Genomic DNA, 26,070 nt, shown 5'->3' on the forward strand with positions numbered 1-26,070 from the left:
AACCCCGGAACCTCGGACTCGGTGACTTTCACCTCCTCCCCCGCGGGTGAGATCTCCACTCCACCGGTGCGGGTGACGGTTGAAAATCCCGCAGCACGGCATTCGGATACGAGAGGGCTGGCCTGCGCCTTTCTCTCACAACCGAACATATCTCGCCCGGACGGATGTCGTCACCCTCTACTGCGGCGTACCTCCGTTCCGGTGAATTGGGCCTCTCATTAGCTGCAACGATGCGTGTTCGCGGTCAGTTCCGGTTTATTTCGAAAGAGTCCGGCGAAGCCGCGACCACGGCCGCGCAGATCAGGTCACAGGCACCGTCGGCGTCCGCCGGTCTCGCCAGGACAGGCGCCCGCCCGGTCTCCTCCTCTGTCACTCCAGTCATCCGTTCCCCTCTGCATTCCCGAGTTGGTGCCTCGTACACCGCCGTTGCCCTCTCCCGGTGCACGACCGCCGTCATCGCCGCCCGCACGGCACGCGCCGCCTCCGTCAGGGAGGCGCCCGTCGTCATCAGGTCGTCGACGAGCACGACCCGACCGCCGGAGAGCAGCCGACCACCACCGGGCGCCACCACGAGCGCACCCGCCAGGTTCGCCAGCCGCTGCCGGGAGTTGAGTCCCGACTGGTCGGCCACCGCCCGCCGCTGCCGCAGTACGGCGACCACACGCGCCGGCGTCCCGGCCCGCCGCAGCTCACCGGCCGCCGCAAACGCGAGCCGCCGCGCCGGATCATGCCCCCGGGTCCGTACGGCCCCGCGCGAGGATGGCACGGGAACGAGCAGCACGGCCGTCTCGTCCGGCACTCGAGGGCCACGAAGCCCCGCTCGCCCTTCCGCCCGCACGGCCCCGTCGGTCCGTGCCCGAGCCGCTTCGCCCCCCGCCCGGTGCTCTGCCCGCATAGCCCCGTCGACGCCCTCCCGAGCCCCGTCAGGCCCCATCCGAGAACCCGGCCCCACAGCCCCACCAGCCAGCGGCCGAGCCTCATGGAAGCCCCCTCGAAGCCCAGTCGGCCCCTCTCCGCCAGAGCGCGCCCAAGCCTCCCGGAGCCCCGTCCGCACAGCCCCCGCCAGAGCCGTGCCGAGCGGTGCCGAGAGGGCCAGCGCGCCCCGTTCCTTGTGGGCCAGCAGCGCTGCCCGCACCTCGTCCGCGTACCGAGCCGCCGCATGCACGACCGGCAGCCCCGGCGGCTCCGGCACCGGTCGCACCCGGCGCGGCACGGCCCCGCTCAGGACCGCGCGGCACTCCGGGCAGAGCACCGTACGAGGCCTCCCGCAGCCTCCGCACTCGGCCGGCAGCACCAGGTCGGTGAGGTCCTGCCACCACCCCCGCATGCCCACCACTCTGCCAACGCCGACGCGACCCTGCCACCCCTGTGGAAAACTCCCTGTGGATAACTCCGCACTGCGGCACGGGGCCCTCACCAGCGGAAATCCCGGTCCCCGCATGGCAACGGCCGCCTCCGCCCGGGCTTCCCCCGGCAAAAGGCGGCCGCTTTCCTCAGGTTTCTGAGCGACTCACCGCGACTCACCCCGGATAAACCGGCGCCATCCCGTCCGCGTCCACCTTCTGCCACTGCCCGCCGGACGGCAGCCGTACGATCCCGTCCTCCGAGTACGCCACCAACGGCAGCTGGTCGTCCTCGGACGCGGCGATCTCCTTCACACCCGTGAGTGCCGCGGGCGCGGGCCCCTCCGGCGTGGAGCCGTCGACCTGGACGTAGCGCAGCTGCTGCACGCCTTCGTGCTCGCGCCCGACCACCACAAGCCGGCTGTCGCCGGCCCACGACATGGCCGTGACCTCTTCCAACTCCGGAGTAGCGGATCGCAGTTCCTGAACCGACGGCGGGTCCTCGGACTTGTCGTCCCGCTCGATCCGCCCGATGAACAGGGACTGCTCGCCGCCCTTCTCCACGACGAGCGCGATCCGCACCCCGTCGGCGGCCACACGCACGTCCTTGATGCGCCCGTCCAGCTTCGGCGTCTTCACCTCCAGCGGCTCACCCGCGCCCTCCTTCAGCAACAGCAACCGCGGGTTGCGCGGGTCGCGGTCGGCCACCCACAGGTCGCCCCGCGCGTCCCAGCTCGGCGCCGTCAGCCGGTCCTGGTCCGTCGCGCCCTGGCTGCGCAGCACGGGCTCGCCGAGCGAACCGCCCGACACCAGCGACCCGACGTACAACGCCTTGCCGTCGGCGCCGACCCCGGCCGCGGAGCGCTCGTCGCGCGACACCGCCACCGACCGCAACTGCTTGTCGCCCTCGCCCAACGCCCCCGGCACCGGATCGGCCTTCGTGCTGTCACCGCCGGCCGGTATCCGCACGAGCCGGTGCTCGCCGTCGACGAAGTACAGGTACGAGGGTTGCTGCACAGATCCGCGCGCGGCGACGGCATCGGCCCCCTCCTCGGTGAGTCCGCACAGCTGTTTGTCGTCCGCCTGCAGATCGACCTCGTCCACCGCCGGCGTAAGGCTGCGCAGGGTGAACAGCATCTGGGCCGCCATCTCGTCGCACCTGTCCGAACCGACCCGGGCGGCCTTGTCGTTCAGCGGCACGGTCAGCTTGTTCTGGTCGTCCGGCGTCAGCGAGTTGACGCCCTTCTTCAGCTGTGTCCCGGAGGGAAAGCCGGACCGGACCGGCCTGAGCCGGCTCGTGGGCCCGTTCAGCAGGGAACGCACCATCTGCGTCATGGGATCCACGCGCTCGCGCACGTACACGGGATCGGCGACAGCCACGGTCTCCGCGGTCGCGCCTTCCCTCTTGTTCGAGGCGAGGTAGTACTTGTTGACGGAGGTGTAGTTGCGCTCGAAGTCCGACTTGCCCATGACGACACCCTGCGGCAGCCCGTCGATGCGCCACTGCTCGGACTTCTGGTCCCGCACGAGGTGCACCGACTGTGTGTAGTCCCCATCGGCGGGCGCGTAGGACTGCCGCGCGTCCACTGTGGCGAGCTTGGTGCCCGTCAGCGCGTACGAGACGTCGTCGGGGTCCTCCCGGTCCCCCGGGCGCTCGAGCGCGAAATCCGGCCCGTTCGCCAGCACGGTGGTGGACAGCTCCGGTCGCCACTTCTGCGCGGCATCGGCGGTCAGGTATTTGCGAGCCGTCTCATAGTTCGGATCGTCACTGGTCAGCGCCTCCAGGAAGCCCTGGACGATCTCCGTGGCCGTCGCGTCCTCCGGGGGCGGCATGGCGAAGACCCGCACCTGCGTGTCCTGGCGCGATGTGGCCTCGACGCCCCGCATGTCCCCGTTGTCGGGCATCGAGGCGCACCCCGCCAGCAGTACGGCGGCACAGGCGACGTACGCCGCCGCGCGCCCCGGCCTGCGCCGGGTGCCCCCCTCGCGGTCAGCGCCCACGGAATGCCTCCCCTTGCTCGTACGACTCCTCCGACCCGGCGTCCGGACGGCTCGCGGCCTCACCTCGGGGCCCGTCCCCGGCGGGTGGCGTCTCGTCCGGCCGTCGCGGGCCCGACGCGAGCCGGGGCACCACGCGCGCGCCGTTGCCGGGCAGCGCCGTCGGGTCGGCCGTGGGCACGGCGGCGGCCGACCGCGGCCCGATCGGATCCCGCGACAGCACCGGCTCACCCGTGGGCTGGGCCGGCACGGTGGCCGCCTTTTCCCCGCCCCCGCGCGGCAGACCGGCGTCATTAAGTCCACGATTACGACGTGAGTCCTTGGGCTCCAGCGGTATCGGAGAGCCACGCAACGGCTCGTCCGCGGTCCGCGGCAACGTCAGCCGGAACTGCGAGCCGCCGCCCGGCTCACCCCACGCCTGCAGCCAGCCCCCGTGCAAACGCGCGTCCTCCAGAGCGATCGACAACCCCAGCCCCGTACCACCGGTGGTACGCGCGCGTGCCGGGTCGGCCCGCCAGAAGCGACTGAAGACGCGGGTCGCCTCGCCGGGCTTGAGCCCGACACCGTAGTCGCGCACCGCGACCGCGACCGCCCCACCCGCCGCGGCGAGCTTGACGACGACGTCCTTGCCCTCGCCGTGCTCCACGGCGTTGACGACGAGGTTGCGCAGCACCCGCTCCACGCGCCGGGCGTCGGCCTCGGCGACGATGGGCTGCTGGTCGCCCACGATCCGGACGTTCGTACCCTTGCGCTCGGCAAGTGGTTCGGCCCCGCTGACGACCCGCCGCACGACCTCCCGGAGGTCGATCGGCTCGGCCTCCAGCGCCGCCGCTCCCGCGTCGAAGCGGCTGATCTCCAGCAGGTCCGCGAGCAGCGACTCGAACCGGTCCAGCTGGTCGGCAAGCAGCTCCGCCGACCGCGCGGTCACGGGATCGAAGTCCTCGCGCGCCTCGTGGATGACGTCCGCGGCCATCCGTACGGTCGTCAACGGCGTCCGCAGCTCGTGCGACACGTCCGACACGAACCGCCGCTGCATCCGCGACAGGTCCTCCAGCTGCTGGATCTTCAGCTGAAGGTTCTGCGCCATCTTGTTGAAGGCCTCGCCGAGGCGCGCGATGTCGTCCTCGCCGGTGACCTTCATGCGTTCCTGCAGTCGTCCGGCGGACAGCCGCTCGGCGATCCCGGCCGCCATCCGCACCGGGGTGACGACCTGGCGCACCACGAGCCAGGCGATGGCCCCGAGGAGTACGACGACGAAGAGCCCGGCCGTCGCCAGTGTCCCCTTGACCAGGCTCAGCGACTTCTCCTCCTGGGTGAGCGGGAAGAGGTAGTACAGCTGGTACGGGTCACTGTTCGGATCGTTTACCTGCTTGCCGATGACCAGGGCCGGCTGGGCCTCCTTGTCGGCGGTGGGGTTGTAGATGATGCGGGTGTAACTCTGGGCCGCCGCCGTACTGCTGTCGATCCGCTTGCGCAGATCGTCGGGCACGCTCGCCGTCGGGTTCACGCCGCCGGAGGCGCGTGGCCCGCGCCCGCTGCCGCTGTCGTCGTCCGCGGGGAGGGTCACCACGTCGAAGGCGCCCTGGCCGCCGCTGGAGAGCGAGAACACGAGGTCGCTCATCCACTGGATGACGTTCTGCTCCGGGTGGCCGTCCACCGAGGTGCCGTCGTCGCCGGGACCGGCCGCCGCCTCGTCGGACTTCTGCTTGGCCACCGCGAACCCGCCGGCGGCCTGGCTCTGCGAGGCCTTCACCTTGGCGTCCAGCAGGCCGTTGCGCACCTGCCCGATGACGACGAAGCCCAGCAGCAGGACGACGCCCAGCGACATCAGCAGCGTCGTGACGACGACCTTGAGCTGGATGTTGCGCCGCCACAGCCGCATGACGGGCAGCAGCGGCCGCCGCACCCAGCGCATGAACAACCTAAGGACCGGGCTGCCCTGGACCCCGCCCTGCAGCAGCCCGCCCTCGAGGAGGAACTGTCCCCAGCGGGAGCCCGCCGACTGCCGGCCGACAGGCCGCCGCCCCGCGCGGCCCCCGGACCGGCCGGGCGCCGAAGCGGCACTGTCCCCGGACACGTCAGCTCGGCCCCGCCTTGTAACCGACGCCCCGGACGGTCACCACGATCTCCGGCCGCTCCGGATCCTTCTCCACCTTGGAGCGCAGCCGCTGCACATGCACGTTCACCAGACGGGTGTCCGCGGCGTGCCGGTAGCCCCATACCTGCTCGAGCAGCACCTCACGCGTGAACACCTGCCACGGCTTACGCGCGAGCGCCACCAGCAGGTCGAACTCCAGCGGCGTCAGCGCGATCGACTGTCCGTCCCGCTTCACGGAGTGACCGGCCACGTCGATGACCAGGTCACCGATGGCGAGCTGCTCGGGCGCAGGCTCCTCAGACCTCCTGAGCCGCGCCCGGATCCGGGCGACCAGCTCCTTCGGCTTGAACGGCTTCACGATGTAGTCGTCGGCGCCCGACTCCAGGCCCACGACGACGTCGACGGTGTCGCTCTTGGCCGTGAGCATCACGATCGGTACACCCGACTCCGCCCTGATCAGACGGCACACCTCGATACCGTCCCGTCCGGGCAGCATGAGATCGAGCAGCACCAGATCGGGCTTGGTCTCACGGAAAGCGGCCAGCGCCTTGTCGCCGTCGGCTACAAAAGACGGCTCAAAACCTTCACCACGCAGCACAATGCCGAGCATCTCGGCCAGTGCGGTGTCGTCGTCGACGACAAGGACTCGTCCCTTCATGAATGCCATCATCCCATTAACTAAATCGTTACCTGGCGTGACCTGTCACACAGCTCGGCGAGCGCCTCAGCCGTCACGGGCGATACGGCGCCCTCCTCGGTGACGATCGCCGTCACCAACTCGGGCGGCGTCACGTCGAACGCCGGGTTGTACGCCTGGGTCCCCAGGGGTGCCACCGGAATCCCGCCTCCCGCTTCCGCTCCCGCCACCGGCACCTGAGGTGCTGTGACCTCGGTCACTTCATGACCGGGGCGCTGCTCGACCTCGATAGATGCCCCGTCCGGCGTGTCCGGATCCACCGTCGTGACCGGCGCCACCACGATGAACGGCACATGGTGGTACCGCGCCAGCACCGCGAGCGGATAGCTCCCCACCTTGTTCGCCACCGAACCGTCGGCCGCGATCCGGTCCGCCCCGATCAGCACCGCATCCACCTCCCCGGCCGCGAACAGCGAGCCCGCCGCGTTGTCGGTCAGCAAGGTGTACGCCATACCGCTGCGAGCCGCCTCGTAAGCCGTCAGGCGAGCACCTTGCAGCAACGGACGCGTTTCGTCCACCCACAGGCGCCTGAGCCGCCCCGCCCGGTGCGCCGCGAGCGCCACCGCGAACGCCGTCCCCTCCCCGCCCGACACCAGCGACCCGGTGTTGCAATGCGTGAGAATCCGGTGCCCGCCGCCGGGCAGCAACTCGTCCAACAACGCCAGCCCTCGCTCGGCCATCCGCGCGCTGGCCTCGGCATCCTCCCGGTGCAGCCTGCGCGCCGCGGCCAACGCCGCCTCGCCGGCCTGCCGCCCGTCACCGCCCCTGCCGAGCTCCGCGCGGTAGGCGGACTGCGCCCGGCGCACCCCGACGGCGAGGTTCACTGCGGTGGGACGCGCACCCGCCAGCGCGTTCGCGGCGTCGTCCACGTCGAAGCCCCGCGCGGCGGCGAGCGCGACGCCGTATGCCCCGGCGATGCCGAGCAGCGGCGCCCCGCGCACGGCGAGCGAACGGATCGCCTCCACCAGCGCGGGCGCATCCGTACAGACCAGTTCGACCTCCTCGGCCGGCAGCCTCGTCTGGTCGAGAAGCACCAGTACAGGGCCTTCGGGTGGCTCGTCCCAACGGATCGTCGGTATCTCGGTCGGCCGGTTGTCCTCGCCGCTGTGCGCGTACTGATCAGCCATGCGGTCAGTCTGCCCCTTATCCGGCGGACAATTGAAGGTGTGCAGCCCATACCGCGGCTGGTCCGTCGACGACCACCCCATGGCACGATGGCTGCCAACCTGCCGCCGCGACCGCGGACGGGCACCGTGAAGGAGCGACGATGAACGACACTCCGGGCTGGGCCTCGCCCGGATCCGCCCCGTCCGACGGGCACGAGGCCGGCGCGTCCGGCCCCGCCGAGCCCGCTGACCGGCCGGGCGCCGCGAACCCCACGGAGCAGCCGGGACCGGACCCGCAGGACACCGGCTCGAAGTGGTCCAAGGAGCAGCCGCCACCGAGCCAGTGGTCCGCGCCCACCGGCGCCACGGCCCCCGGCCAGGCACCGCCTCCCCCACCGCCCGGCCCGGGCTGGGGCACCCCGCCCCCCGGCGGCCCGGGCGGATACGGGGGCCACGGGGGCTACGGCCCTCCCGGCGGCAGCGGCGGGAACAGTGGCTACGGCGGCTGGGGCGGTGGCTACGGCGCTCCCGGCGGGTATGGCGGCTGGGGCGGCCCCCCGCCCGCGGCCAAGCCCGGCGTGATCCCACTCCGACCGCTCGGCGTGGGCGAGATCCTCGACGGTGCGGTCTCCACCATGCGCAGCTACTGGCGCACGGTCCTCGGCATCTCGCTGACCGTCGCAGTCATCACCGAGATCGTCGTCATCCTGCTCCAGGGCTTCGTCCTCAACGACACCGTCGACGCCGAAGCCCTCAACGACCCGAGCGCCACACTCGACGAACTGACCCGCGCCATGGGCGACGCCATGCTCGGCTCCGTCGTCGTCCTGGTGATCTCCGTGATCGGCACGGTCCTGGCGACCGCCCTGCTCACGACCGTCACCAGCCGCGCGGTGCTCGGCAAGCCCGTCACCACCGGCGAGGCCTGGCGCGACGCCCGCCCGCAGGTGTTGAAACTGTTGGGTCTGATCCTCCTCCTGATTCTCATCGCCGCCGGAATCGTCTTCGTGGGCACCCTGCCCGGCATCCTGGTGGCCGTCTCGGGCGAGGGCGCGGGTGGCGCCGCGCTCGCCGTCCTGGGCGGCCTGGGCGCCGGTGTCGTCGCCGTGTGGCTGTTGATGCGATTCTCCCTGGCCTCGCCCGCGCTGATGCTGGAGAAGCAGGGCATCCTGAAGTCGATGAGCCGCTCCGCGAAGCTGGTGCGCGGCTCCTGGTGGCGGGTATTCGGCATCCAGCTCCTCGCGGCGATCATCGCGAACATCGTCGCCGCGATCGTCGTCATCCCCTTCACCTTCTTCGCCACGGCCCTGAGCGGTGATGGCGTCGGCGGCTTCCTGGAGGGCACCGGCGACCTCGGCTGGACGTTCCTCATCATCAGTGGGATCGGTTCGGTCATCGGCTCCATGATCACGTTCCCGATCACGGCCGGCGTCACCGTGCTTCTCTACATCGACCAGCGCATCCGCCGGGAAGCCCTCGACCTCGAACTGGCCCGCGCGGCCGGCGTCCAGGACTACGGCACCGGCCACACCCCCGGGAGCTGACGAAGTGAGCCTGGCGGGGGGAGTCCTCACGGCGGTACCAGCGCTGCCGCGCGCCGCCGATTCGGCCGTACGGACGGTGCTGCGCGCAGGCGACGCGTCCGTACGGGCCGTGCTGCGCGCCGACGGCACCTCCCTGCTGTCGCTCTCACGCTCCAGCGACGAACCTCCGTTGACGATCCCCCGCGACCCCGCGCAGGATGCGGCCCGGCGCGAGCTGACCAAGCGCATGTACCACGAGAACGACCCCGGCCTCTTCCAACGCGCGCTGGACGCCTTCTGGGACTGGGTCGACAAGCTGTTCAACACCGCCTCGGCCGCGACACCCGGCGGGCCGCTCGGCCTGGTCGTCGTCATCGTGGCCGTCCTCGCGGTCCTGGCCGCCCTGTGGTGGCGCCTGGGCACTCCGCGCCGCGAGCCCACGTCCACCGCCCCCATGTTCGATGACCGTCCCCGCAGCGCCGCCGAGCACCGCGCGGCCGCCGAGGCCCACGCAGCCCAGGCCCACTGGAACCAGGCCGTCCAGGAGCGCATGCGCGCCATCGTCCGTTCCCTGGAAGAACGGGCCCTTCTCGACGCTCGCCCCGGCCGCACCGCCGACGAGGCCGCCGCGGAGGCGGGACGGACCCTGCCGTCGCACGCGGACCGGCTTAGCGCCGCCGCCCGGGACTTCGATGACGTCACATACGGCGGACGGACAGCGACAGAGCAGTCGTACCACCGAACCGCCGAACTCGACCGCGACCTGGAGCGCACCAAGCCGCAGCTCACGAGCAGCAGCCACAGCGCGGCCCACAACACCCGCCAGGGAGCCGCCGAATGACCACCGAGGCCACGCTCCCGTCCACGTCGGCCTCGCCCACCGCGCGCCAGGTGTGGACCCGCGCACGAGGCGTCGCGCTCGCCCTGGTGCTCCTCCTTGCGGCGGCCGTCGCGATCGCCCTGATCCGCTCCGACGCCCGGCACGGCAACCTCGACCCGCGCTCCGCCGACCCTTCCGGCAGCCGCGCCGTCGCCGAACTCCTGGCCGACCGCGGCGTCTCCACGCGTGTGGTCACCACCCTGGACGAGGCACGCGCCGCCGCCGGCCCCGACACCACCCTCCTCGTCGCCTTGCCCGACCAACTGACGCACCGGCAACAGGGCCGACTGCATTCCGCGACCACCGATTCCGGCGGACGCACCGTCCTCGTCGCCCCCGGCAGCTGGTCCGTCGAACGACTCGCCCCCGGCGTCGTCGCGGACCCCGCCACCAGCCTCGACTCGGCACTCGCCCCCGACTGCGACCTGCCCGCCGCCCGGCGCGCGGGCACCGCCGACACGGGCGGCATCCGCTACACCGCCACCCGCCCCGGCGCCGACGAGTGCTACCCCAGCGAGCGTCTGGCCACCCTGGTGCGCGTACCGGAAGCGGCCGGGGACGGTGACACCGTCGTACTCGGCGCGCCCGACATCCTCCACAACGACCGCCTCGACGAGCAGGGCAACGCCTCGCTCGCCCTCCAACTCCTCGGCTCCCGCCCCCATCTGGTCTGGTACCTCCCCTCACTCTCCGACACCACGGCCGCCGACACCGACGACGAACGCGGCTTCTTCGACCTGCTCCCCTCGGGCTGGCTCTGGGGCACACTGCAACTCTTCGTCGCCGCCGCCCTCGCCGCCCTCTGGCGGGCACGCCGACTTGGCCCCCTCGTGCCCGAAAAACTCCCCGTGGCGATCCGCGCCTCCGAAACCGTCGAAGGCCGCGCCCGTCTCTACCGCAAGGCGAACGCCCGCGATCGCGCCGCCGCCGCTCTTCGCTCCACCACCCGCACCCGTCTCGCCCCCCTCGTAGGCGTCCCCGTCGCCCAGGCACACGCGCCCGAAGCCTTGCTCCCCGCCCTGTCCGCCCACCTCCACAGTCACGGAGACGGACAGGGCCTGCAGACCCTCCTCTACGGCCCGCCCCCCGGCGACGACGCCGCCCTCATCTCTCTCGCCGACCAACTCGACGCCCTCGAAAGAGAGGTACGCCGTCCATGATGGACCCGACCACTGACAACGCCGGGCAGACCGGGGACCCGGGCAACGCCCGAGCCGCCCTGGAAGCCCTGCGCGCCGAGATCGCCAAGGCCGTGGTCGGCCAGGATCCCGCCGTGACCGGCCTCGTCGTCGCCCTCCTCTGCCGCGGACACGTACTACTAGAAGGAGTCCCTGGAGTCGCCAAAACGTTGCTCGTCCGCGCCCTCGCATCCGCACTCGAACTCGACACCAAGCGCGTCCAGTTCACCCCGGACCTGATGCCGAGCGACGTGACGGGCTCCCTGGTCTACGACACGCGCACCGCCGAGTTCTCCTTCCAGCCCGGCCCGGTCTTCACCAACCTCCTCCTGGCCGACGAGATCAACCGCACCCCGCCGAAGACCCAGTCCTCCCTCCTGGAAGCCATGGAGGAACGCCAGGTCACGGTCGACGGCACCCCCCGCCCGCTCCCCGATCCGTTCCTGGTCGCCGCGACCCAGAACCCGGTCGAGTACGAAGGCACCTACCCCCTCCCCGAAGCCCAGCTGGACCGCTTCCTCCTCAAGCTCACGATCCCGCTCCCCTCCCGCGAGGACGAGATCCACGTCCTCACCCGCCACGCCGAGGGCTTCAACCCGCGCGACCTGCACGCCGCCGGCGTACGCCCCGTAGCAGGCCCGGCCGCCCTGGAAGCCGCCCGCGCCGCAGTGGCCAAAACGGCGGTCTCCCCCGACATCACGGCCTACGTCGTCGACATCTGCCGAGCCACGCGCGAATCGCCGTCCCTCACGCTTGGCGTCTCCCCCCGCGGCGCCACCGCCCTTCTCGCGACATCCCGCGCCTGGGCCTGGCTGACGGGTCGCGACTACGTCATCCCCGACGACGTCAAGGCACTCGCCCTCCCCACCCTCCGCCACCGCGTGCAGCTTCGACCGGAGGCCGAGATGGAAGGCGTGACGGCCGACTCCGTCATCAACGCGATCCTCGCCCACGTCCCCGTCCCCCGCTGATGGCCTTCACCGGACGCGCCGCGCTCCTCGCGGCCCTAGGCTCCCTCCCCGTCGGCATCTGGGAACCCGGCTGGACCGGCCTCCTCGCGGTCAACGCGCCTCTGGCCGTGGCCTGCGCCTGCGATTTCGTACTGGCAGCACCCGTACGACGCCTTGGCCTCACTCGCGCGGGCGACACCTCCGTGCGCCTGGGCGACACCGCCGACGTCACCCTCACGGTCACCAATCCGTCCCGCCGCCCCCTCCGCGCACGCCTCCGCGACGCCTGGCCGCCCAGCAGTTGGCAGTCCGGCACGGAATTCGCGGCCTCCCGGCACCGCTTGACGGTCCCGGCCGGCGAACGCCGACGCGTCACAACACGGCTACGCCCCACCCGCCGCGGTGACCGCCAAGCCGATCGCGTCACGATCCGCTCCTACGGCCCTCTCGGCCTCTTCTCCCGCCAAGGCACCCACCAGGTTCCCTGGACGGTACGCGTCCTGCCCCCCTTCACCAGCCGCAAGCACCTGCCTTCCAAGCTCGCCCGCCTGCGCGAACTGGACGGCCGCACCAGTGTGCTCACACGCGGCGAAGGCACGGAATTCGACAGCCTGCGCGAGTACGTCCCCGGCGACGACACCCGCTCCATCGACTGGCGCGCCACAGCCCGCCAGTCCGCGGTCGCCGTACGCACCTGGCGCCCCGAACGCGATCGCCACATCCTCCTGGTCCTCGACACCGGCCGTACCTCGGCCGGCCGCGTGGGCGACGCCCCCCGCCTCGACGCCTCCCTGGACGCTGCCTTGCTCTTGGCGGCACTGGCATCCCGAGCCGGCGACCGCGTGGACATGCTTGCCTACGACCGCCGGGTTCGCGCCCTCGTCCAGGGCCGCACGGCAGGCGACGTCCTTCCGTCCTTGGTCAACGCGATGGCGACCCTGGAACCCGAACTCGTCGAAACCGACGCCCGAGGTCTCACCGCTACGGCACTCCGGACGGCCCCTCGGCGCTCCTTGATCGTCCTACTGACAACCCTCGACGCTGCCCCAGTCGAAGAAGGCCTGCTGCCCGTCCTCTCGCGCCTCACCCAGCGCCACACCATCCTGCTGGCATCGGTAGCGGACCCGCACATCGCCCGAATGGCCACGGCCCGCGGAAACCCCGAGGCCATCTACGAGGCCGCAGCAGCCGCCCATGCCCAAGCCGAACGCCATCGGACTGCAGAGCAACTCCGCCGTCACGGCGTGACAGTCGTCGATGCGACGCCCGACGATCTGGCTCCAGCACTGGCAGACGCGTATCTGGCACTGAAAGCAGCGGGTCGCCTGTAACTTCGGGTGGTGCGCCCACCCCCGCCTAAAACGACCCTGAAATGCAGAAAACCCCGCACCATCCCGGTGCGGGGTTTTCCCAAGATTTGTTCGGCGGCGTCCTACTCTCCCACAGGGTCCCCCCTGCAGTACCATCGGCGCTGTAAGGCTTAGCTTCCGGGTTCGGAATGTAACCGGGCGTTTCCCTCACGCTATAACCACCGAAACACTATGAAACTGTGAACGCCACAACCATTGCCGTGGCCCGGCAACGGGGCTGTTCGTGGTTTCAGAACCAACACAGTGGACGCGAGCAACTGAGGACAAGCCCTCGGCCTATTAGTACCGGTCAACTCCACACCTTACGGTGCTTCCATATCCGGCCTATCAACCCAGTCGTCTACTGGGAGCCTTAACCCCTCAAAGGGGGTGGGAGTCCTCATCTCGAAGCAGGCTTCCCGCTTAGATGCTTTCAGCGGTTATCCCTCCCGAACGTAGCCAACCAGCCATGCCCTTGGCAGAACAACTGGCACACCAGAGGTTCGTCCGTCCCGGTCCTCTCGTACTAGGGACAGCCCTTCTCAAGACTCCTACGCGCACAGCGGATAGGGACCGAACTGTCTCACGACGTTCTAAACCCAGCTCGCGTACCGCTTTAATGGGCGAACAGCCCAACCCTTGGGACCGACTCCAGCCCCAGGATGCGACGAGCCGACATCGAGGTGCCAAACCATCCCGTCGATATGGACTCTTGGGGAAGATCAGCCTGTTATCCCCGGGGTACCTTTTATCCGTTGAGCGACGGCGCTTCCACAAGCCACCGCCGGATCACTAGTCCCGACTTTCGTCCCTGCTCGACCCGTCGGTCTCACAGTCAAGCTCCCTTGTGCACTTACACTCAACACCTGATTACCAACCAGGCTGAGGGAACCTTTGGGCGCCTCCGTTACTCTTTAGGAGGCAACCGCCCCAGTTAAACTACCCATCAGACACTGTCCCTGATCCGGATCACGGACCCAGGTTAGACATCCAGCACGACCAGACTGGTATTTCAACGACGACTCCACCACCACTGGCGTGACAGCTTCAAAGTCTCCCAGCTATCCTACACAAGCCGAACCGAACACCAATATCAAACTGTAGTAAAGGTCCCGGGGTCTTTCCGTCCTGCTGCGCGAAACGAGCATCTTTACTCGTAGTGCAATTTCACCGGGCCTATGGTTGAGACAGTCGAGAAGTCGTTACGCCATTCGTGCAGGTCGGAACTTACCCGACAAGGAATTTCGCTACCTTAGGATGGTTATAGTTACCACCGCCGTTTACTGGCGCTTAAGTTCTCAGCTTCGCCCGACCGAAATCGGACTAACCGGTCCCCTTAACGTTCCAGCACCGGGCAGGCGTCAGTCCGTATACATCGCCTTACGGCTTCGCACGGACCTGTGTTTTTAGTAAACAGTCGCTTCTCGCTGGTCTCTGCGGCCACCCCCAGCTCCAGGCGCAAAGCCCTTCACCGGACATGGCCCCCCTTCTCCCGAAGTTACGGGGGCATTTTGCCGAGTTCCTTAACCATAGTTCACCCGAACGCCTCGGTATTCTCTACCTGACCACCTGAGTCGGTTTAGGGTACGGGCCGCCATGAAACTCGCTAGAGGCTTTTCTCGACAGCATAGGATCATCCACTTCACCACAATCGGCTCGGCATCAGGTCTCAGCCTTAACGGTGTACGGATTTACCTGCACACCGGCCTACACCCTTACCCCGGGACAACCACCGCCCGGGATGGACTACCTTCCTGCGTCACCCCATCACTCACCTACTACCAGCTCGGGCCACCGGCTCCACCACTTTCCATTCCCCGAAGGGTCCGGAACGGCTTCACGGGCTTAGCATCACTGGATTCAATGTTTGACGCTTCACAGCGGGTACCGGAATATCAACCGGTTATCCATCGACTACGCCTGTCGGCCTCGCCTTAGGTCCCGACTTACCCTGGGCAGATCAGCTTGACCCAGGAACCCTTAGTCAATCGGCGCACACGTTTCCCACGTGTGTATCGCTACTCATGCCTGCATTCTCACTCGTCAACCGTCCACAACTCGCTTCCGCGGCTGCTTCACCCGGCAGACGACGCTCCCCTACCCATCACAGCGCCCGTTGGGGCTCATGCTGCAATGACACGACTTCGGCGGTACGCTTGAGCCCCGCTACATTGTCGGCGCGGAATCACTTGACCAGTGAGCTATTACGCACTCTTTCAAGGGTGGCTGCTTCTAAGCCAACCTCCTGGTTGTCTGTGCGACTCCACATCCTTTCCCACTTAGCGTACGCTTAGGGGCCTTAGTCGATGCTCTGGGCTGTTTCCCTCTCGACCATGGAGCTTATCCCCCACAGTCTCACTGCCGCGCTCTCACTTACCGGCATTCGGAGTTTGGCTAAGGTCAGTAACCCGGTAGGGCCCATCGCCTATCCAGTGCTCTACCTCCGGCAAGAAACACACGACGCTGCACCTAAATGCATTTCGGGGAGAACCAGCTATCACGGAGTTTGATTGGCCTTTCACCCCTAACCACAGGTCATCCCCCAGGTTTTCAACCCTGGTGGGTTCGGTCCTCCACGACCTCTTACAGCCGCTTCAACCTGCCCATGGCTAGATCACTCCGCTTCGGGTCTTGAGCATGCTACTAAAACGCCCTGTTCGGACTCGCTTTCGCTACGGCTTCCCCACACGGGTTAACCTCGCAACACACCGCAAACTCGCAGGCTCATTCTTCAAAAGGCACGCAGTCACGAGACAAACACAAGTGCTTGCCCGACGCTCCCACGGCTTGTAGGCACACGGTTTCAGGTACTATTTCACTCCGCTCCCGCGGTACTTTTCACCATTCCCTCACGGTACTATCCGCTATCGGTCACCAGGGAATATTTAGGCTTAGCGGGTGGTCCCGCCAGATTCACACGGGATTTCTCGGGCCCCGTGCTACTTGGGTGTCTCTCCAACGAGCCGCTGACGTTTCGACTACGGGGGTCTTACCCTCTACGCCGGACCTTTCGCATGTCCTTCGCCTACATCAACGGTTTCTGACTCGTCCCACGGCCGGCAGACCGTGAAAGAGAGATCCCACAACCCCGCATACGCAACCCCTGCCGGGTCTCACACGTATACGGTTTAGCCTCATCCGGTTTCGCTCGCCACTACTCCCGGAATCACGGTTGTTTTCTCTTCCTGCGGGTACTGAGATGTTTCACTTCCCCGCGTTCCCTCCACATACCCTATGTGTTCAGGTATGGGTGACAGCCCATGACGACTGCCGGGTTTCCCCATTCGGACACCCCCGGATCAAAGCCTGGTTGACGACTCCCCGGGGCCTATCGTGGCCTCCCACGTCCTTCATCGGTTCCTGGTACCAAGGCATCCACCGTGCGCCCTTAAAAACTTGGCCACAGATGCTCGCGTCCACTGTGCAGTTCTCAAACAACGACCAGCCACCCATCACCCCCGGAATTGATCCGGAGTTCACTGGGGCCGGCACCCGAAGACAGACCTTACGGCCGTGCCCTCAGACACCCAACAGCGTGCCCGACACCCTCACCGCTCCCCTCAACGTTCCACGCTCCGAAGAGCAGTACTAGAAGGAGAAGACGATCAAGTGTGCCGAGTAGTCAACGTTCCACCCATGAGCAACCAGCACCGGACGTTCGCCGATGAACTGGCCTCTGAACCAGCCCCGAAGGACCGGCTGAGAAGTGCTCCTTAGAAAGGAGGTGATCCAGCCGCACCTTCCGGTACGGCTACCTTGTTACGACTTCGTCCCAATCGCCAGTCCCACCTTCGACAGCTCCCTCCCCACAAGGGGGTTGGGCCACCGGCTTCGGGTGTTACCGACTTTCGTGACGTGACGGGCGGTGTGTACAAGGCCCGGGAACGTATTCACCGCAGCAATGCTGATCTGCGATTACTAGCAACTCCGACTTCATGGGGTCGAGTTGCAGACCCCAATCCGAACTGAGACCGGCTTTTTGAGATTCGCTCCACCTCACGGTATCGCAGCTCATTGTACCGGCCATTGTAGCACGTGTGCAGCCCAAGACATAAGGGGCATGATGACTTGACGTCGTCCCCACCTTCCTCCGAGTTGACCCCGGCGGTCTCCTGTGAGTCCCCATCACCCCGAAGGGCATGCTGGCAACACAGAACAAGGGTTGCGCTCGTTGCGGGACTTAACCCAACATCTCACGACACGAGCTGACGACAGCCATGCACCACCTGTACACCGACCACAAGGGGGCGCCCATCTCTGGACGTTTCCGGTGTATGTCAAGCCTTGGTAAGGTTCTTCGCGTTGCGTCGAATTAAGCCACATGCTCCGCTGCTTGTGCGGGCCCCCGTCAATTCCTTTGAGTTTTAGCCTTGCGGCCGTACTCCCCAGGCGGGGAACTTAATGCGTTAGCTGCGGCACCGACGACGTGGAATGTCGCCAACACCTAGTTCCCACCGTTTACGGCGTGGACTACCAGGGTATCTAATCCTGTTCGCTCCCCACGCTTTCGCTCCTCAGCGTCAGTAATGGCCCAGAGATCCGCCTTCGCCACCGGTGTTCCTCCTGATATCTGCGCATTTCACCGCTACACCAGGAATTCCGATCTCCCCTACCACACTCTAGCTAGCCCGTATCGAATGCAGACCCGGGGTTAAGCCCCGGGCTTTCACACCCGACGTGACAAGCCGCCTACGAGCTCTTTACGCCCAATAATTCCGGACAACGCTTGCGCCCTACGTATTACCGCGGCTGCTGGCACGTAGTTAGCCGGCGCTTCTTCTGCAGGTACCGTCACTTTCGCTTCTTCCCTGCTGAAAGAGGTTTACAACCCGAAGGCCGTCATCCCTCACGCGGCGTCGCTGCATCAGGCTTTCGCCCATTGTGCAATATTCCCCACTGCTGCCTCCCGTAGGAGTCTGGGCCGTGTCTCAGTCCCAGTGTGGCCGGTCGCCCTCTCAGGCCGGCTACCCGTCGTCGCCTTGGTGAGCCATTACCTCACCAACAAGCTGATAGGCCGCGGGCTCATCCTTCACCGCCGGAGCTTTCAACCCTCGCAGATGCCCACGAGAGTGCTATCCGGTATTAGACCCCGTTTCCAGGGCTTGTCCCAGAGTGAAGGGCAGATTGCCCACGTGTTACTCACCCGTTCGCCACTAATCCCCACCGAAGTGGTTCATCGTTCGACTTGCATGTGTTAAGCACGCCGCCAGCGTTCGTCCTGAGCCAGGATCAAACTCTCCGTGAATGTTTACCGGCTATCCGGTCGACACCACGAGAGCGGAACCTCCGGGCGGAATAAGCCCGGCGGTTCACAGCGTCCTCGCTGTGTATTCTTCAAAGGAACCTCGCCACCGGAAAGATCCGATGGACGGGGTATCAACATATCTGGCGTTGACTTTTGGCACGCTATTGAGTTCTCAAGGAACGGACGCTTCCTTTGTACTCACCCGAGAGACTCTCTCGCGGCTTTCCTCCGGGCGCTTCCCTTCGGTCTTGCGTTTCCGACTCTATCAGATCCTTTTCCGATCCGATTTCCTCGGTGCTTTCCAGGTTCCCGCTCTCGCGTTTCCCTTTCCGGCGCTCCCAACATTATCAGAACTTTTCAGCCGGACTGACCGGCCATCCGTTTCCGATTCATCGGGAAGGGGGGCTTCTTTGAAATCAATGTTCTTGAAGCCGACAGACACTCACTGCTGCCGAACCGGGACGACACCCAGCTCCAGACAACTGTTTGAATCTACCTCCCCAACCGCTCCGTGTCAACGGCTCCGGTGGGGCGAAGAAGACACTAGCAGCTCAGCCAGGTGCTCTGCACATCACGCGGCCGTCGGGACAGCGGCGCTGCGTTCGGCCGCCTCGACGTCGCCCGTTTCGCCGGCGCGTGCCGCACGGCCGCCCAGGACGTAAACGTATGCGAGGAAGGCCAGCTCAGCGGCGACGCCGATGCCGATACGGGCCCAGGTAGGCAGGCCGGACGGGGTGACGAAGCCTTCGATGGCGCCGGATATGAAGAGGACCAGGGCGAGGCCTATCGCCATGCCCACGGCGGCTCGACCCTCTTCAGCCAGGGCTGAGCGTCGGGTGCGCGGGCCCGGGTCGATCAGGGTCCAGCCGAGGCGCAGTCCCGTGCCGGCGGCTACGAAGACGGCGGTGAGTTCGAGCAGGCCGTGCGGGAGGATGAGGCCGAAGAAGGTGTCGAGGCGGCCTGCCGAGGACATCAGGCCGAAGCCGACACCCAGGTTGAGCATGTTCTGGAAGAGGATCCAGAGGACCGGGAGACCGAGGAAGACGCCGAGGACCAGGCACATGGCGGCGGCCTGAGCGTTGTTCGTCCAGACCTGGGCGGCGAAGGAGGTTGCGGGGTGGCTCGAGTAGTACGTCTCGTACTGGCCACCGGGGCGGGTGAGCTCGCGCAGTTCGGTGGGGGCGGCGATCGTGGCCTGTACTTCAGGGTGCGTGCCGATCCACCAGCCGAGGACGGCCGCGACGGCGCTGGACAGGAGCGCGGTGGGTACCCACCAGTGGCGCGACCTGTAGACAGCGGCCGGGAAGCCGTGGGTGAGGAAGCGGGTGACATCGCGCCAAGAGGCGCGTCGGGTACCTGTGACGGCACTACGCGCGCGTGCCACCAGTTGGCTGAGCCGACCGGTCAGCTGCGGATCGGGGGCGCTCGACTGGATCACGGAGAGGTGCGTGGCGGTGCGTTGATAGAGAGCGACGAGTTCGTCTGCCTCGGCGCCGGTGAGGCGGCGCTGGCGCCGGAGCAGGGCGTCGAGGCGGTCCCACTCGGCTCGGTGGGCGGTGACGAAGACGTCGAGGTCCATCGGTTTGCCTGCTCCTCGGCTGCTCGTCGGCGGTCCGTCGTAAGGATCAGCTTGTCGTACTGCGGCGCGATGCGCTCTCAGCTTGGCAGACTGGCCGTTCTCGAAGCAGGCCAGGGGAAGGACGGCGGGCGTGAGTGAGCTGGTGACGGGCGAGGCGGTGGCGCTTGAGTTGCGCCCTGCGAGGCTGCCCAGCAGGGCCTTGGCCGTGCTGATCGATCTGGCTGTGGCGATGGCCGCGTATATCGCTGTGACCATCGCGCTGGTGGCCTCCACCTCTTCTCTGGACGAGGCGGCGCAGATCGCGCTGTCGATTGCGGCGTTCCTTCTCGTGCTGGTGGGTGGGCCGATCGCGGTCGAGACGCTCAGCCATGGGCGTTCGCTCGGGAAGATGGCGTGCGGCCTGCGCGTGGTGCGGGACGACGGCGGGCCGATCCGCTTTCGGCACGCGCTGGTGCGAGGGGCAATCGGTGCGGTGGAGATTCTGATGACGTTCGGGGTCGTCGCCTGCATCGCTTCTCTGGTGTCGGCGCGGGGGCGTCGGCTCGGTGACGTGTTCGCCGGGACCCTGGTCGTGCGGGAACGGGTGCCGGTCACGCCGATGGGCTTCCTGCCTCCGCCGCCGCCCTGGCTGGCAGGGCGCTTCTCGGAGCTTGATCTGTCGGCTGTTCCCGATGGCTTGTGGCTGGCGATCCGCCAATACCTGACACGGATGCAGCAGCTGGATCCGCGGGTCGGCTGGGGCATGGCGGAGCGGCTCGCCGCCGATCTCGCGGCTCGTACGGGGGCTCCGGTGCCGCAAGGGGTCCCGCCGGCGGCGTTTCTGGCGGCGGTTGTGCAGGAGCGGCAGGCCCGGGAGACTCGGAGGGCCTTCGGGAGCGGTGCGGCCGCGGGTAGGGTGGCGACCGGTGCCGGGTCCGCCGGCGGTGCGCCGGGGACAGGCGGTGCGCCAGGCCCGTTCGGGGCTACGGCAGCGTGGCCCGCGCCGTCCCCTTTCCCGCCTGCCGCGCATGTCGCAGGGGCGGCTCCGACGGGAGGTCAACCTTCGGCTCCGGCAGGCGGCCAGGTTCCGGCTCCGGTAGTTGGTCAGGCTCCCGCTTCCCAAGAGGGGCAGCCGGACAGCCGGATGAGCGGCGAGCTCCAGGCCCCGGTTCAGCAGCCACAGTCCTCAGCAGTGAAGGAGACGCCGTCTCCCGATCGTCCCGGCACCGGGTTCGTACCGCCGGCGTAGCTCTGCGGGGCGGAGCGGCGGGGCCAGTTCCAGGCAGAGCGCACGGATCCAGGCAGAGCGCACGGGTCCTGGTCAGACGAACACCGACGGCGGCGAGTCGAGGTCTTCCAGCTCGATCCCGGGTGCTGACAGCACCACGTCGCCGGCGATGTGAACGGTGTGCTGCTCTCCCGTATCCAGGGCTGTGACCTGGTATTCGTCCACGGTCAGAGGGCCGTTGTCAGTGGCGTGTGCTTCTCTTTTCAGCAAGGCCCAGGACTGGTCCACGGTGCGCGGGGCGAGGACCGGGTCCGTGAAGGCGACGAGGCGTACGCGGGTTGCCGAGGCGGAAGGGGTGAGGCGCAGGAGACGGGTGGTGGCGATGAGGAATGCGGGGGATGTGCCGGTGAAGGCATGGGCGCGGACATTGCCTTCCGTGGCCTGGGTCCCGGTGGGGTCGGTTCGGACCCAGGTGACGCCGTCGAGGGCGGCGCCGCGTACCTGCCAGCTGGCGGCGTGGAGTTCGAGGCGGATGGGGCGGCCGAGTTCGTCAAGGGTGAGGTCGACGGAGCCGCTGTGATCGCCCGCGGGGGTGGTCAGCTGAGAGACGTAGCGCCAGCCGGAGGGGCCGGGGGCGCAGTGGAAGTGCTCTTCTGCGAGGGGGGTGTGATCGTGCGGATCGTGGAGCGAATAACGGCCGCGGGGCATGGGGGTCCTGGTCTTGACGGGCTGGTCCGGACGCCTTGACGTGCTGGTTCAGTCTGTACGACGGCTGGGCAGCCGGCCAAAGGGGCAGGCCCCCGGCACGGGGGTGCGGGGGCCTGCCTCGGCGGAACTGCTGCTGCGGGAGCGCGTCAGTGCACGGACGTGCTCCACGCGAGCGAGTTGCGGTCGGACTCCATAGCGCTCAGTAGCGGTAGTGGTCCGGCTTGAACGGGCCGTCGACCTCCACGCCGATGTACGCGGCCTGCTCGGGGCGGAGCGTGGTCAGCTTCACGCCGAGCGCGTCCAGGTGGAGGCGGGCGACCTTCTCGTCGAGGTGCTTGGGCAGCACGTAGACGTCGGTCGGGTACTCGTCGGGCTTGGTGAACAGCTCGATCTGGGCCAGGGTCTGGTCCGCGAAGGAGTTGGACATCACGAACGACGGGTGACCGGTGGCGTTGCCCAGGTTCAGCAGGCGGCCCTCGGACAGGACGATGAGCACCTTGCCGTCGGGGAACTTCCAGGTGTGGACCTGCGGCTTGACCTCGTCCTTGACGATGCCGGGGATCTTCGCGAGGCCGGCCATGTCGATCTCGTTGTCGAAGTGGCCGATGTTGCCGATGATCGCCTGGTGCTTCATCTTGGCCATGTCCGAGGCCATGATGATGTCCTTGTTGCCGGTCGTGGTGATGAAGATGTCGGCCTTGTCGACGACCTCGTCGAGGGTCGTGACCTGGTAGCCGTCCATCGCCGCCTGGAGGGCGCAGATCGGGTCGATCTCGGTGACGATGACGCGGGCGCCCTGTCCGCGCAGGGATTCCGCGCAGCCCTTGCCCACGTCGCCGTAACCGCAGACGACCGCGGTCTTGCCGCCGATGAGGACGTCGGTGGCGCGGTTGATGCCGTCGATCAGGGAGTGGCGGCAGCCGTACTTGTTGTCGAACTTCGACTTGGTGACGGCGTCGTTGACGTTGATCGCCGGGAACAGGAGGGTGCCGTCGCGGTGCATCTCGTACAGGCGGTGGACGCCGGTCGTGGTCTCCTCGGTAACGCCGCGGATCTCAGAGGCGAGCTGGGTCCACTTCTGCGAGCCGTCCGTGATGGTGCGGTGCAGGAGTTCGAGGATGACGCGGTGCTCGTCGGACTCGGCGGTGTCGACGTCCGGGACCTTGCCGTCCTTCTCGTACTCGACGCCCTTGTGGACGAGGAGGGTGGCGTCACCGCCGTCGTCCAGAATCATGTTCGGGCCGCCGGTGGGGGTGTTGGGCCAGGTCAGCGCCTGCTCCGTGCACCACCAGTACTCCTCCAGCGTCTCGCCCTTCCAGGCGAAGACCGGGATGCCCTGCGGGTTGTCGGGCGTGCCGTTCGGGCCGACGGCGATGGCGGCGGCCGCGTGGTCCTGGGTGGAGAAGATGTTGCAGGAGGCCCAGCGGACCTCGGCGCCCAGGGCGGCCAGGGTCTCGATGAGGACGGCGGTCTGCACGGTCATGTGCAGGGAGCCGGTGACGCGGGCGCCGGCGAGGGGCTGGGCCTCGGCGTATTCCTTGCGGATCGCCATCAGGCCGGGCATCTCGTGCTCGGCGAGGGTGATCTCCTTGCGGCCGAATTCGGCCAGGGAGAGGTCGGCGACCTTGAAGTCCTGTCGGTTGTCGACAGTCGTCATTGCGAGCTGCTCCTCGGGGTTGGGTCGAGGCGGGTACGGCTGGTCTGCGCGGCGGCGGACACAGGGGTGCCCGAAGAGGACACAGGCATGCCCGCGTGCGCGCAGCGCAGTCCGTCGGAGGCCCTCTCTCCCTCGGCCGGTCCGTGCTGGGACCGCCCGACCGCCATCAGCAGCGACGTCTGGCTCCGTTCCAAGCTACACGGTGCGCCCGGCCGTCCCCAGTCCGCCTCCGAACACATCCCGCCGTTCGCAAGGTGTCATCGGTATCGGCGAAGGGCATGCGCGACAGCGATAACAAGACACGTAGGGACGGGAGACGGGAGCGAACAGAGGAGGGCAAACCAGAACCTTCGGCCCTTGAGCCGGGGTGTGGGTGTTGCAGGATGCGTGGGGATCGGGAAGCTCTGATCGATCCTGCGGGGCGTCCGGGACGGCGTTCCGCGTGACAAAGGCGTTAGGAGATCGACGTGACCAGTCCGGCCGGCCCTCCCCCCACGGGCGGCGGCGATGGCGAGCGCGGGCGGTTGAAGCTGCTCGCGGTGACCGCATGCCCGACCGGCATCGCGCACACGTATATGGCGGCAGAGAGGCTCGCGCAGGCCGCCGAGAGCCGCGGCATCGAGATGAAGGTGGAGACGCAAGGGTCCATCGGGGCCGAAAACGTTCTCACCGACAACGATGTCAGCACGGCGGACGGCATCATCGTCGCCGCGGACAAGGACGTGGACCTGACCCGATTCGCGGGCAAAAGGGTTCTCACGGTCGGGGTGGCGGAGGGTATTCACCATCCAGAGCGGCTGATCGAGCGGGTGCGGTCGGCGCCCGTGCACAGCGAAGGCGGCGCGCCCGCGCCCTCGGCGGCCGACGGTGGCAAGGAGCGGAGCGTCGGGTACAAGGCGCTGATGAACGGGGTCAGTTACATGATCCCGTTCGTGGTGGTCGGCGGGTTGCTGATCGCGATCTCGCTCTCGCTCGGCGGGAACACCGACCCGTCGGGCGGTCTGGTCATCCCGAAGGACTCCTTCTGGATGGACGTGAACAACATCGGCGTCATCGGCTTCACGCTGATGGTGCCGATCCTGTCCGGATATATCGCCTACGCGATCGGAGACCGGCCCGCGTTGGTGCCGGGCATGATCGGTGGCTGGATCGCCAACACCGGGTCGTTGTACGACTCCAAGGCGGGTGCCGGGTTCATCGGGGCGATCGTGACCGGGTTCCTCGCCGGGTATCTGGTGCTGTGGATCAAGAAGGTCAGGGTCCCGAAGTTCGTGCAGCCGATCATGCCGATCATCGTGATCCCGATCGTGGCGACCACGTCGCTCGGGCTGTTCTTCGTCTACGTCATCGGCAAGCCGATCTCCTGGGTCTTCGAGCATCTGACCGACTGGCTCAGCGGGATGACGGGCACGAGCGTGATCCTGCTGGGCGCGATTCTCGGGCTCATGATCGCGTTCGACATGGGCGGGCCGGTCAACAAGACGGCGTTCCTGTTCGGCACGGGGCTCATCGCGACCGGCAACCAGACGGTGATGGGCATGTGCGCGGCCGCGATCCCGGTCATGCCGCTGGGTCAGGGCCTGGCCACGCTGATACGCAGGCGGCTGTACACCGAGCAGGAGCGGGAGACGGGGCTGGCCTCGCTGTTCATGGGCTGCTTCGGCATCTCCGAGGGCGCGATCCCGTTCGCGGCGGCGCGGCCCGCGCAGGTCATCCCGGCCAACATGGTCGGCGGCGCGGTGGCCGGCGCGATCGCCGGGGTCGCCGGGGTCGAGGACGCGGTGCCGCACGGCGGGCCGATCGTGGCGGTGCTGGGCGCGGTGAGCGGCGTACCGATGTTCTTCGTGGCCGTGGTGATCGGCACGGTGGTCACGGCGTTGACGACGGTTGCGCTGATCGACGTCAGTGAGCGGAAGCGGAGGGGGGCGCCGGTCGGCGGCGGGGGTGCGGCTGGGCCCGAGCCCGCGCTGGTCGGGGCCGGCGCGGGTGTGCCGGGCGCCGACACCGCCGTATCGCGGCAGGCCGTGGCCGAGTCCCGGGCGGTCGCCGCTGCGACCGAGACCGGTGCCGATGCCGAGACCGCCGGGGGCGAGGTGCTCTCCGGCTACCTCACCGAGCAGACCGTGAAAGTCCGGCTCGGAGCACGCGAGAAGGAGGCCGCCATCCGGGAGATGGCGGAGCTGCTCGTGCGAAGCGGCAGGGTGGCCGATGTGGACGAGTTGGTGCGGACGGCGCTGCGGCGCGAGGAGCAGGGCACGACCGGTCTCGGCGAGGAGATCGCGATCCCGCACGCCAAGACGGACGCGGTGACGGCGCCCGTGGTCGGTTTCGCGCGGTCCGTCGAGGGGGTCGAGTGGGGCTCTCTGGACGGTACGAAGGCCAGGCTGGTGTTCATGATCGCCGTACCGGAGGCGGCCGCGGGCGACGAGCACTTGCGGATTCTGGCGCTGCTGTCGCGGAAGTTGATGGACGCCGGGTTCCGGGAGCGTCTCTCCACCGCGCCGGACGAGAGGGCGGTTCTCGGCGTTCTTGATGAGATCCGGTAGTCGCCC

Annotated in this window: 15 protein-coding genes and 3 rRNA genes; 7 read left to right on the top strand and 11 right to left on the bottom strand. The window is 67.9% G+C overall.

Translation table 11 applies throughout. The annotated features are described in order from the left end of the window. Window positions 1–244 precede the first annotated feature (244 nt). From Q4V64_RS55100 to mtnA, 5 genes are all read right to left on the bottom strand, one after another. A complete protein-coding gene (locus tag Q4V64_RS55100; protein WP_124441777.1) occupies window positions 245–1,327 on the bottom strand; it encodes a ComF family protein in 1,083 nt (360 codons plus the stop codon). A 193-nt stretch (window positions 1,328–1,520) separates the two neighbouring features. Continuing rightward, the gene (locus Q4V64_RS20020; protein ID WP_124441776.1) at window positions 1,521–3,344 is read right to left on the bottom strand and encodes an LpqB family beta-propeller domain-containing protein; all 1,824 of its coding nucleotides are present in this window, start codon (window positions 3,342–3,344) and stop codon (window positions 1,521–1,523) included. Then, complete coding sequence (gene mtrB / locus Q4V64_RS20025; RefSeq protein ID WP_124441775.1) at window positions 3,334–5,418, bottom strand: MtrAB system histidine kinase MtrB; 2,085 nt, start codon at window positions 5,416–5,418, stop codon at window positions 3,334–3,336. The genes Q4V64_RS20020 and mtrB overlap by 11 nt, the downstream gene beginning before the upstream one ends. Window position 5,419: 1 nt before the next feature. Then, a complete protein-coding gene (gene mtrA / locus Q4V64_RS20030; RefSeq protein WP_187822996.1) occupies window positions 5,420–6,109 on the bottom strand; it encodes a two-component system response regulator MtrA in 690 nt (229 codons plus the stop codon). A gap of 8 nt (window positions 6,110–6,117) precedes the next feature. Further along, complete coding sequence (gene mtnA / locus Q4V64_RS20035; protein ID WP_124441774.1) at window positions 6,118–7,263, bottom strand: S-methyl-5-thioribose-1-phosphate isomerase; 1,146 nt, start codon at window positions 7,261–7,263, stop codon at window positions 6,118–6,120. Between the two features lie 140 nt (window positions 7,264–7,403). Between mtnA and Q4V64_RS20040 the strand changes: the two genes are divergently transcribed. From Q4V64_RS20040 to Q4V64_RS20060, 5 genes are read left to right on the top strand one after another with little or no spacing between them, the layout of a single operon-like run. Beyond that, window positions 7,404–8,786: a hypothetical protein gene (locus Q4V64_RS20040; RefSeq protein ID WP_124441773.1), complete on the top strand. Its 1,383-nt coding sequence runs from the start codon at window positions 7,404–7,406 to the stop codon at window positions 8,784–8,786. Window positions 8,787–8,790: 4 nt separating this feature from the next. Beyond that, window positions 8,791–9,606: a DUF4129 domain-containing protein gene (locus tag Q4V64_RS20045; protein WP_124441772.1), complete on the top strand. Its 816-nt coding sequence runs from the start codon at window positions 8,791–8,793 to the stop codon at window positions 9,604–9,606. Then, window positions 9,603–10,805 carry a DUF4350 domain-containing protein gene (locus Q4V64_RS20050; RefSeq protein ID WP_124441771.1) on the top strand — a complete coding sequence of 401 codons (1,203 nt, stop codon included), beginning with the start codon at window positions 9,603–9,605 and terminating at the stop codon, window positions 10,803–10,805. The genes Q4V64_RS20045 and Q4V64_RS20050 overlap by 4 nt, the downstream gene beginning before the upstream one ends. After that, entirely contained in the window at window positions 10,805–11,794 is a 990-nt protein-coding gene (locus tag Q4V64_RS20055) for a MoxR family ATPase (protein WP_124441790.1), read from the top strand. The genes Q4V64_RS20050 and Q4V64_RS20055 overlap by 1 nt, the downstream gene beginning before the upstream one ends. Then, the gene (locus Q4V64_RS20060; protein WP_124441770.1) at window positions 11,794–13,104 is read left to right on the top strand and encodes a DUF58 domain-containing protein; all 1,311 of its coding nucleotides are present in this window, start codon (window positions 11,794–11,796) and stop codon (window positions 13,102–13,104) included. The genes Q4V64_RS20055 and Q4V64_RS20060 overlap by 1 nt, the downstream gene beginning before the upstream one ends. 88 nt (window positions 13,105–13,192) lie before the next feature. On the opposite strand, the gene rrf is transcribed toward Q4V64_RS20060, so the two are convergent. From rrf to Q4V64_RS20080, 4 genes are all read right to left on the bottom strand, one after another. Then, a 5S ribosomal RNA gene (rrf, locus tag Q4V64_RS20065) occupies window positions 13,193–13,309 on the bottom strand. 93 nt (window positions 13,310–13,402) lie between these two features. Then, window positions 13,403–16,524 (bottom strand): 23S ribosomal RNA (locus Q4V64_RS20070). Between the two features lie 315 nt (window positions 16,525–16,839). Beyond that, window positions 16,840–18,367 (bottom strand): 16S ribosomal RNA (locus tag Q4V64_RS20075). Together the 16S, 23S and 5S rRNA genes form the textbook arrangement of a ribosomal RNA operon. Window positions 18,368–18,938: 571 nt before the next feature. Then, complete coding sequence (locus Q4V64_RS20080; protein WP_124441761.1) at window positions 18,939–19,946, bottom strand: stage II sporulation protein M; 1,008 nt, start codon at window positions 19,944–19,946, stop codon at window positions 18,939–18,941. A 130-nt stretch (window positions 19,947–20,076) separates the two neighbouring features. On the opposite strand from Q4V64_RS20080, the gene Q4V64_RS20085 reads away from it, so the two are divergent. Further along, window positions 20,077–21,174, top strand: coding sequence for an RDD family protein (locus Q4V64_RS20085; protein WP_124441760.1), 1,098 nt, complete (start codon window positions 20,077–20,079; stop codon window positions 21,172–21,174). Window positions 21,175–21,246: 72 nt separating this feature from the next. Here the strand turns inward: Q4V64_RS20085 and Q4V64_RS20090 are convergent, their stop codons facing one another. Together Q4V64_RS20090 and ahcY are read right to left on the bottom strand one after the other, a co-directional pair. Continuing rightward, window positions 21,247–21,861, bottom strand: coding sequence for a hypothetical protein (locus Q4V64_RS20090; RefSeq protein ID WP_124441759.1), 615 nt, complete (start codon window positions 21,859–21,861; stop codon window positions 21,247–21,249). Window positions 21,862–22,060: 199 nt separating this feature from the next. After that, window positions 22,061–23,518 carry an adenosylhomocysteinase gene (gene ahcY, locus Q4V64_RS20095; RefSeq protein WP_124441758.1) on the bottom strand — a complete coding sequence of 486 codons (1,458 nt, stop codon included), beginning with the start codon at window positions 23,516–23,518 and terminating at the stop codon, window positions 22,061–22,063. 467 nt (window positions 23,519–23,985) lie between these two features. Here ahcY and Q4V64_RS20100 point away from each other — a divergent pair, with 467 nt between their 5' ends. Next, a complete protein-coding gene (locus tag Q4V64_RS20100) occupies window positions 23,986–26,064 on the top strand; it encodes a fructose-specific PTS transporter subunit EIIC (RefSeq protein WP_124441757.1) in 2,079 nt (692 codons plus the stop codon). Window positions 26,065–26,070 lie beyond the last annotated feature (6 nt).

It is taken from the genome of Streptomyces sp. NL15-2K, assembly GCF_030551255.1.
Taxonomy (GTDB): Bacteria; Actinomycetota; Actinomycetes; order Streptomycetales; family Streptomycetaceae; genus Streptomyces.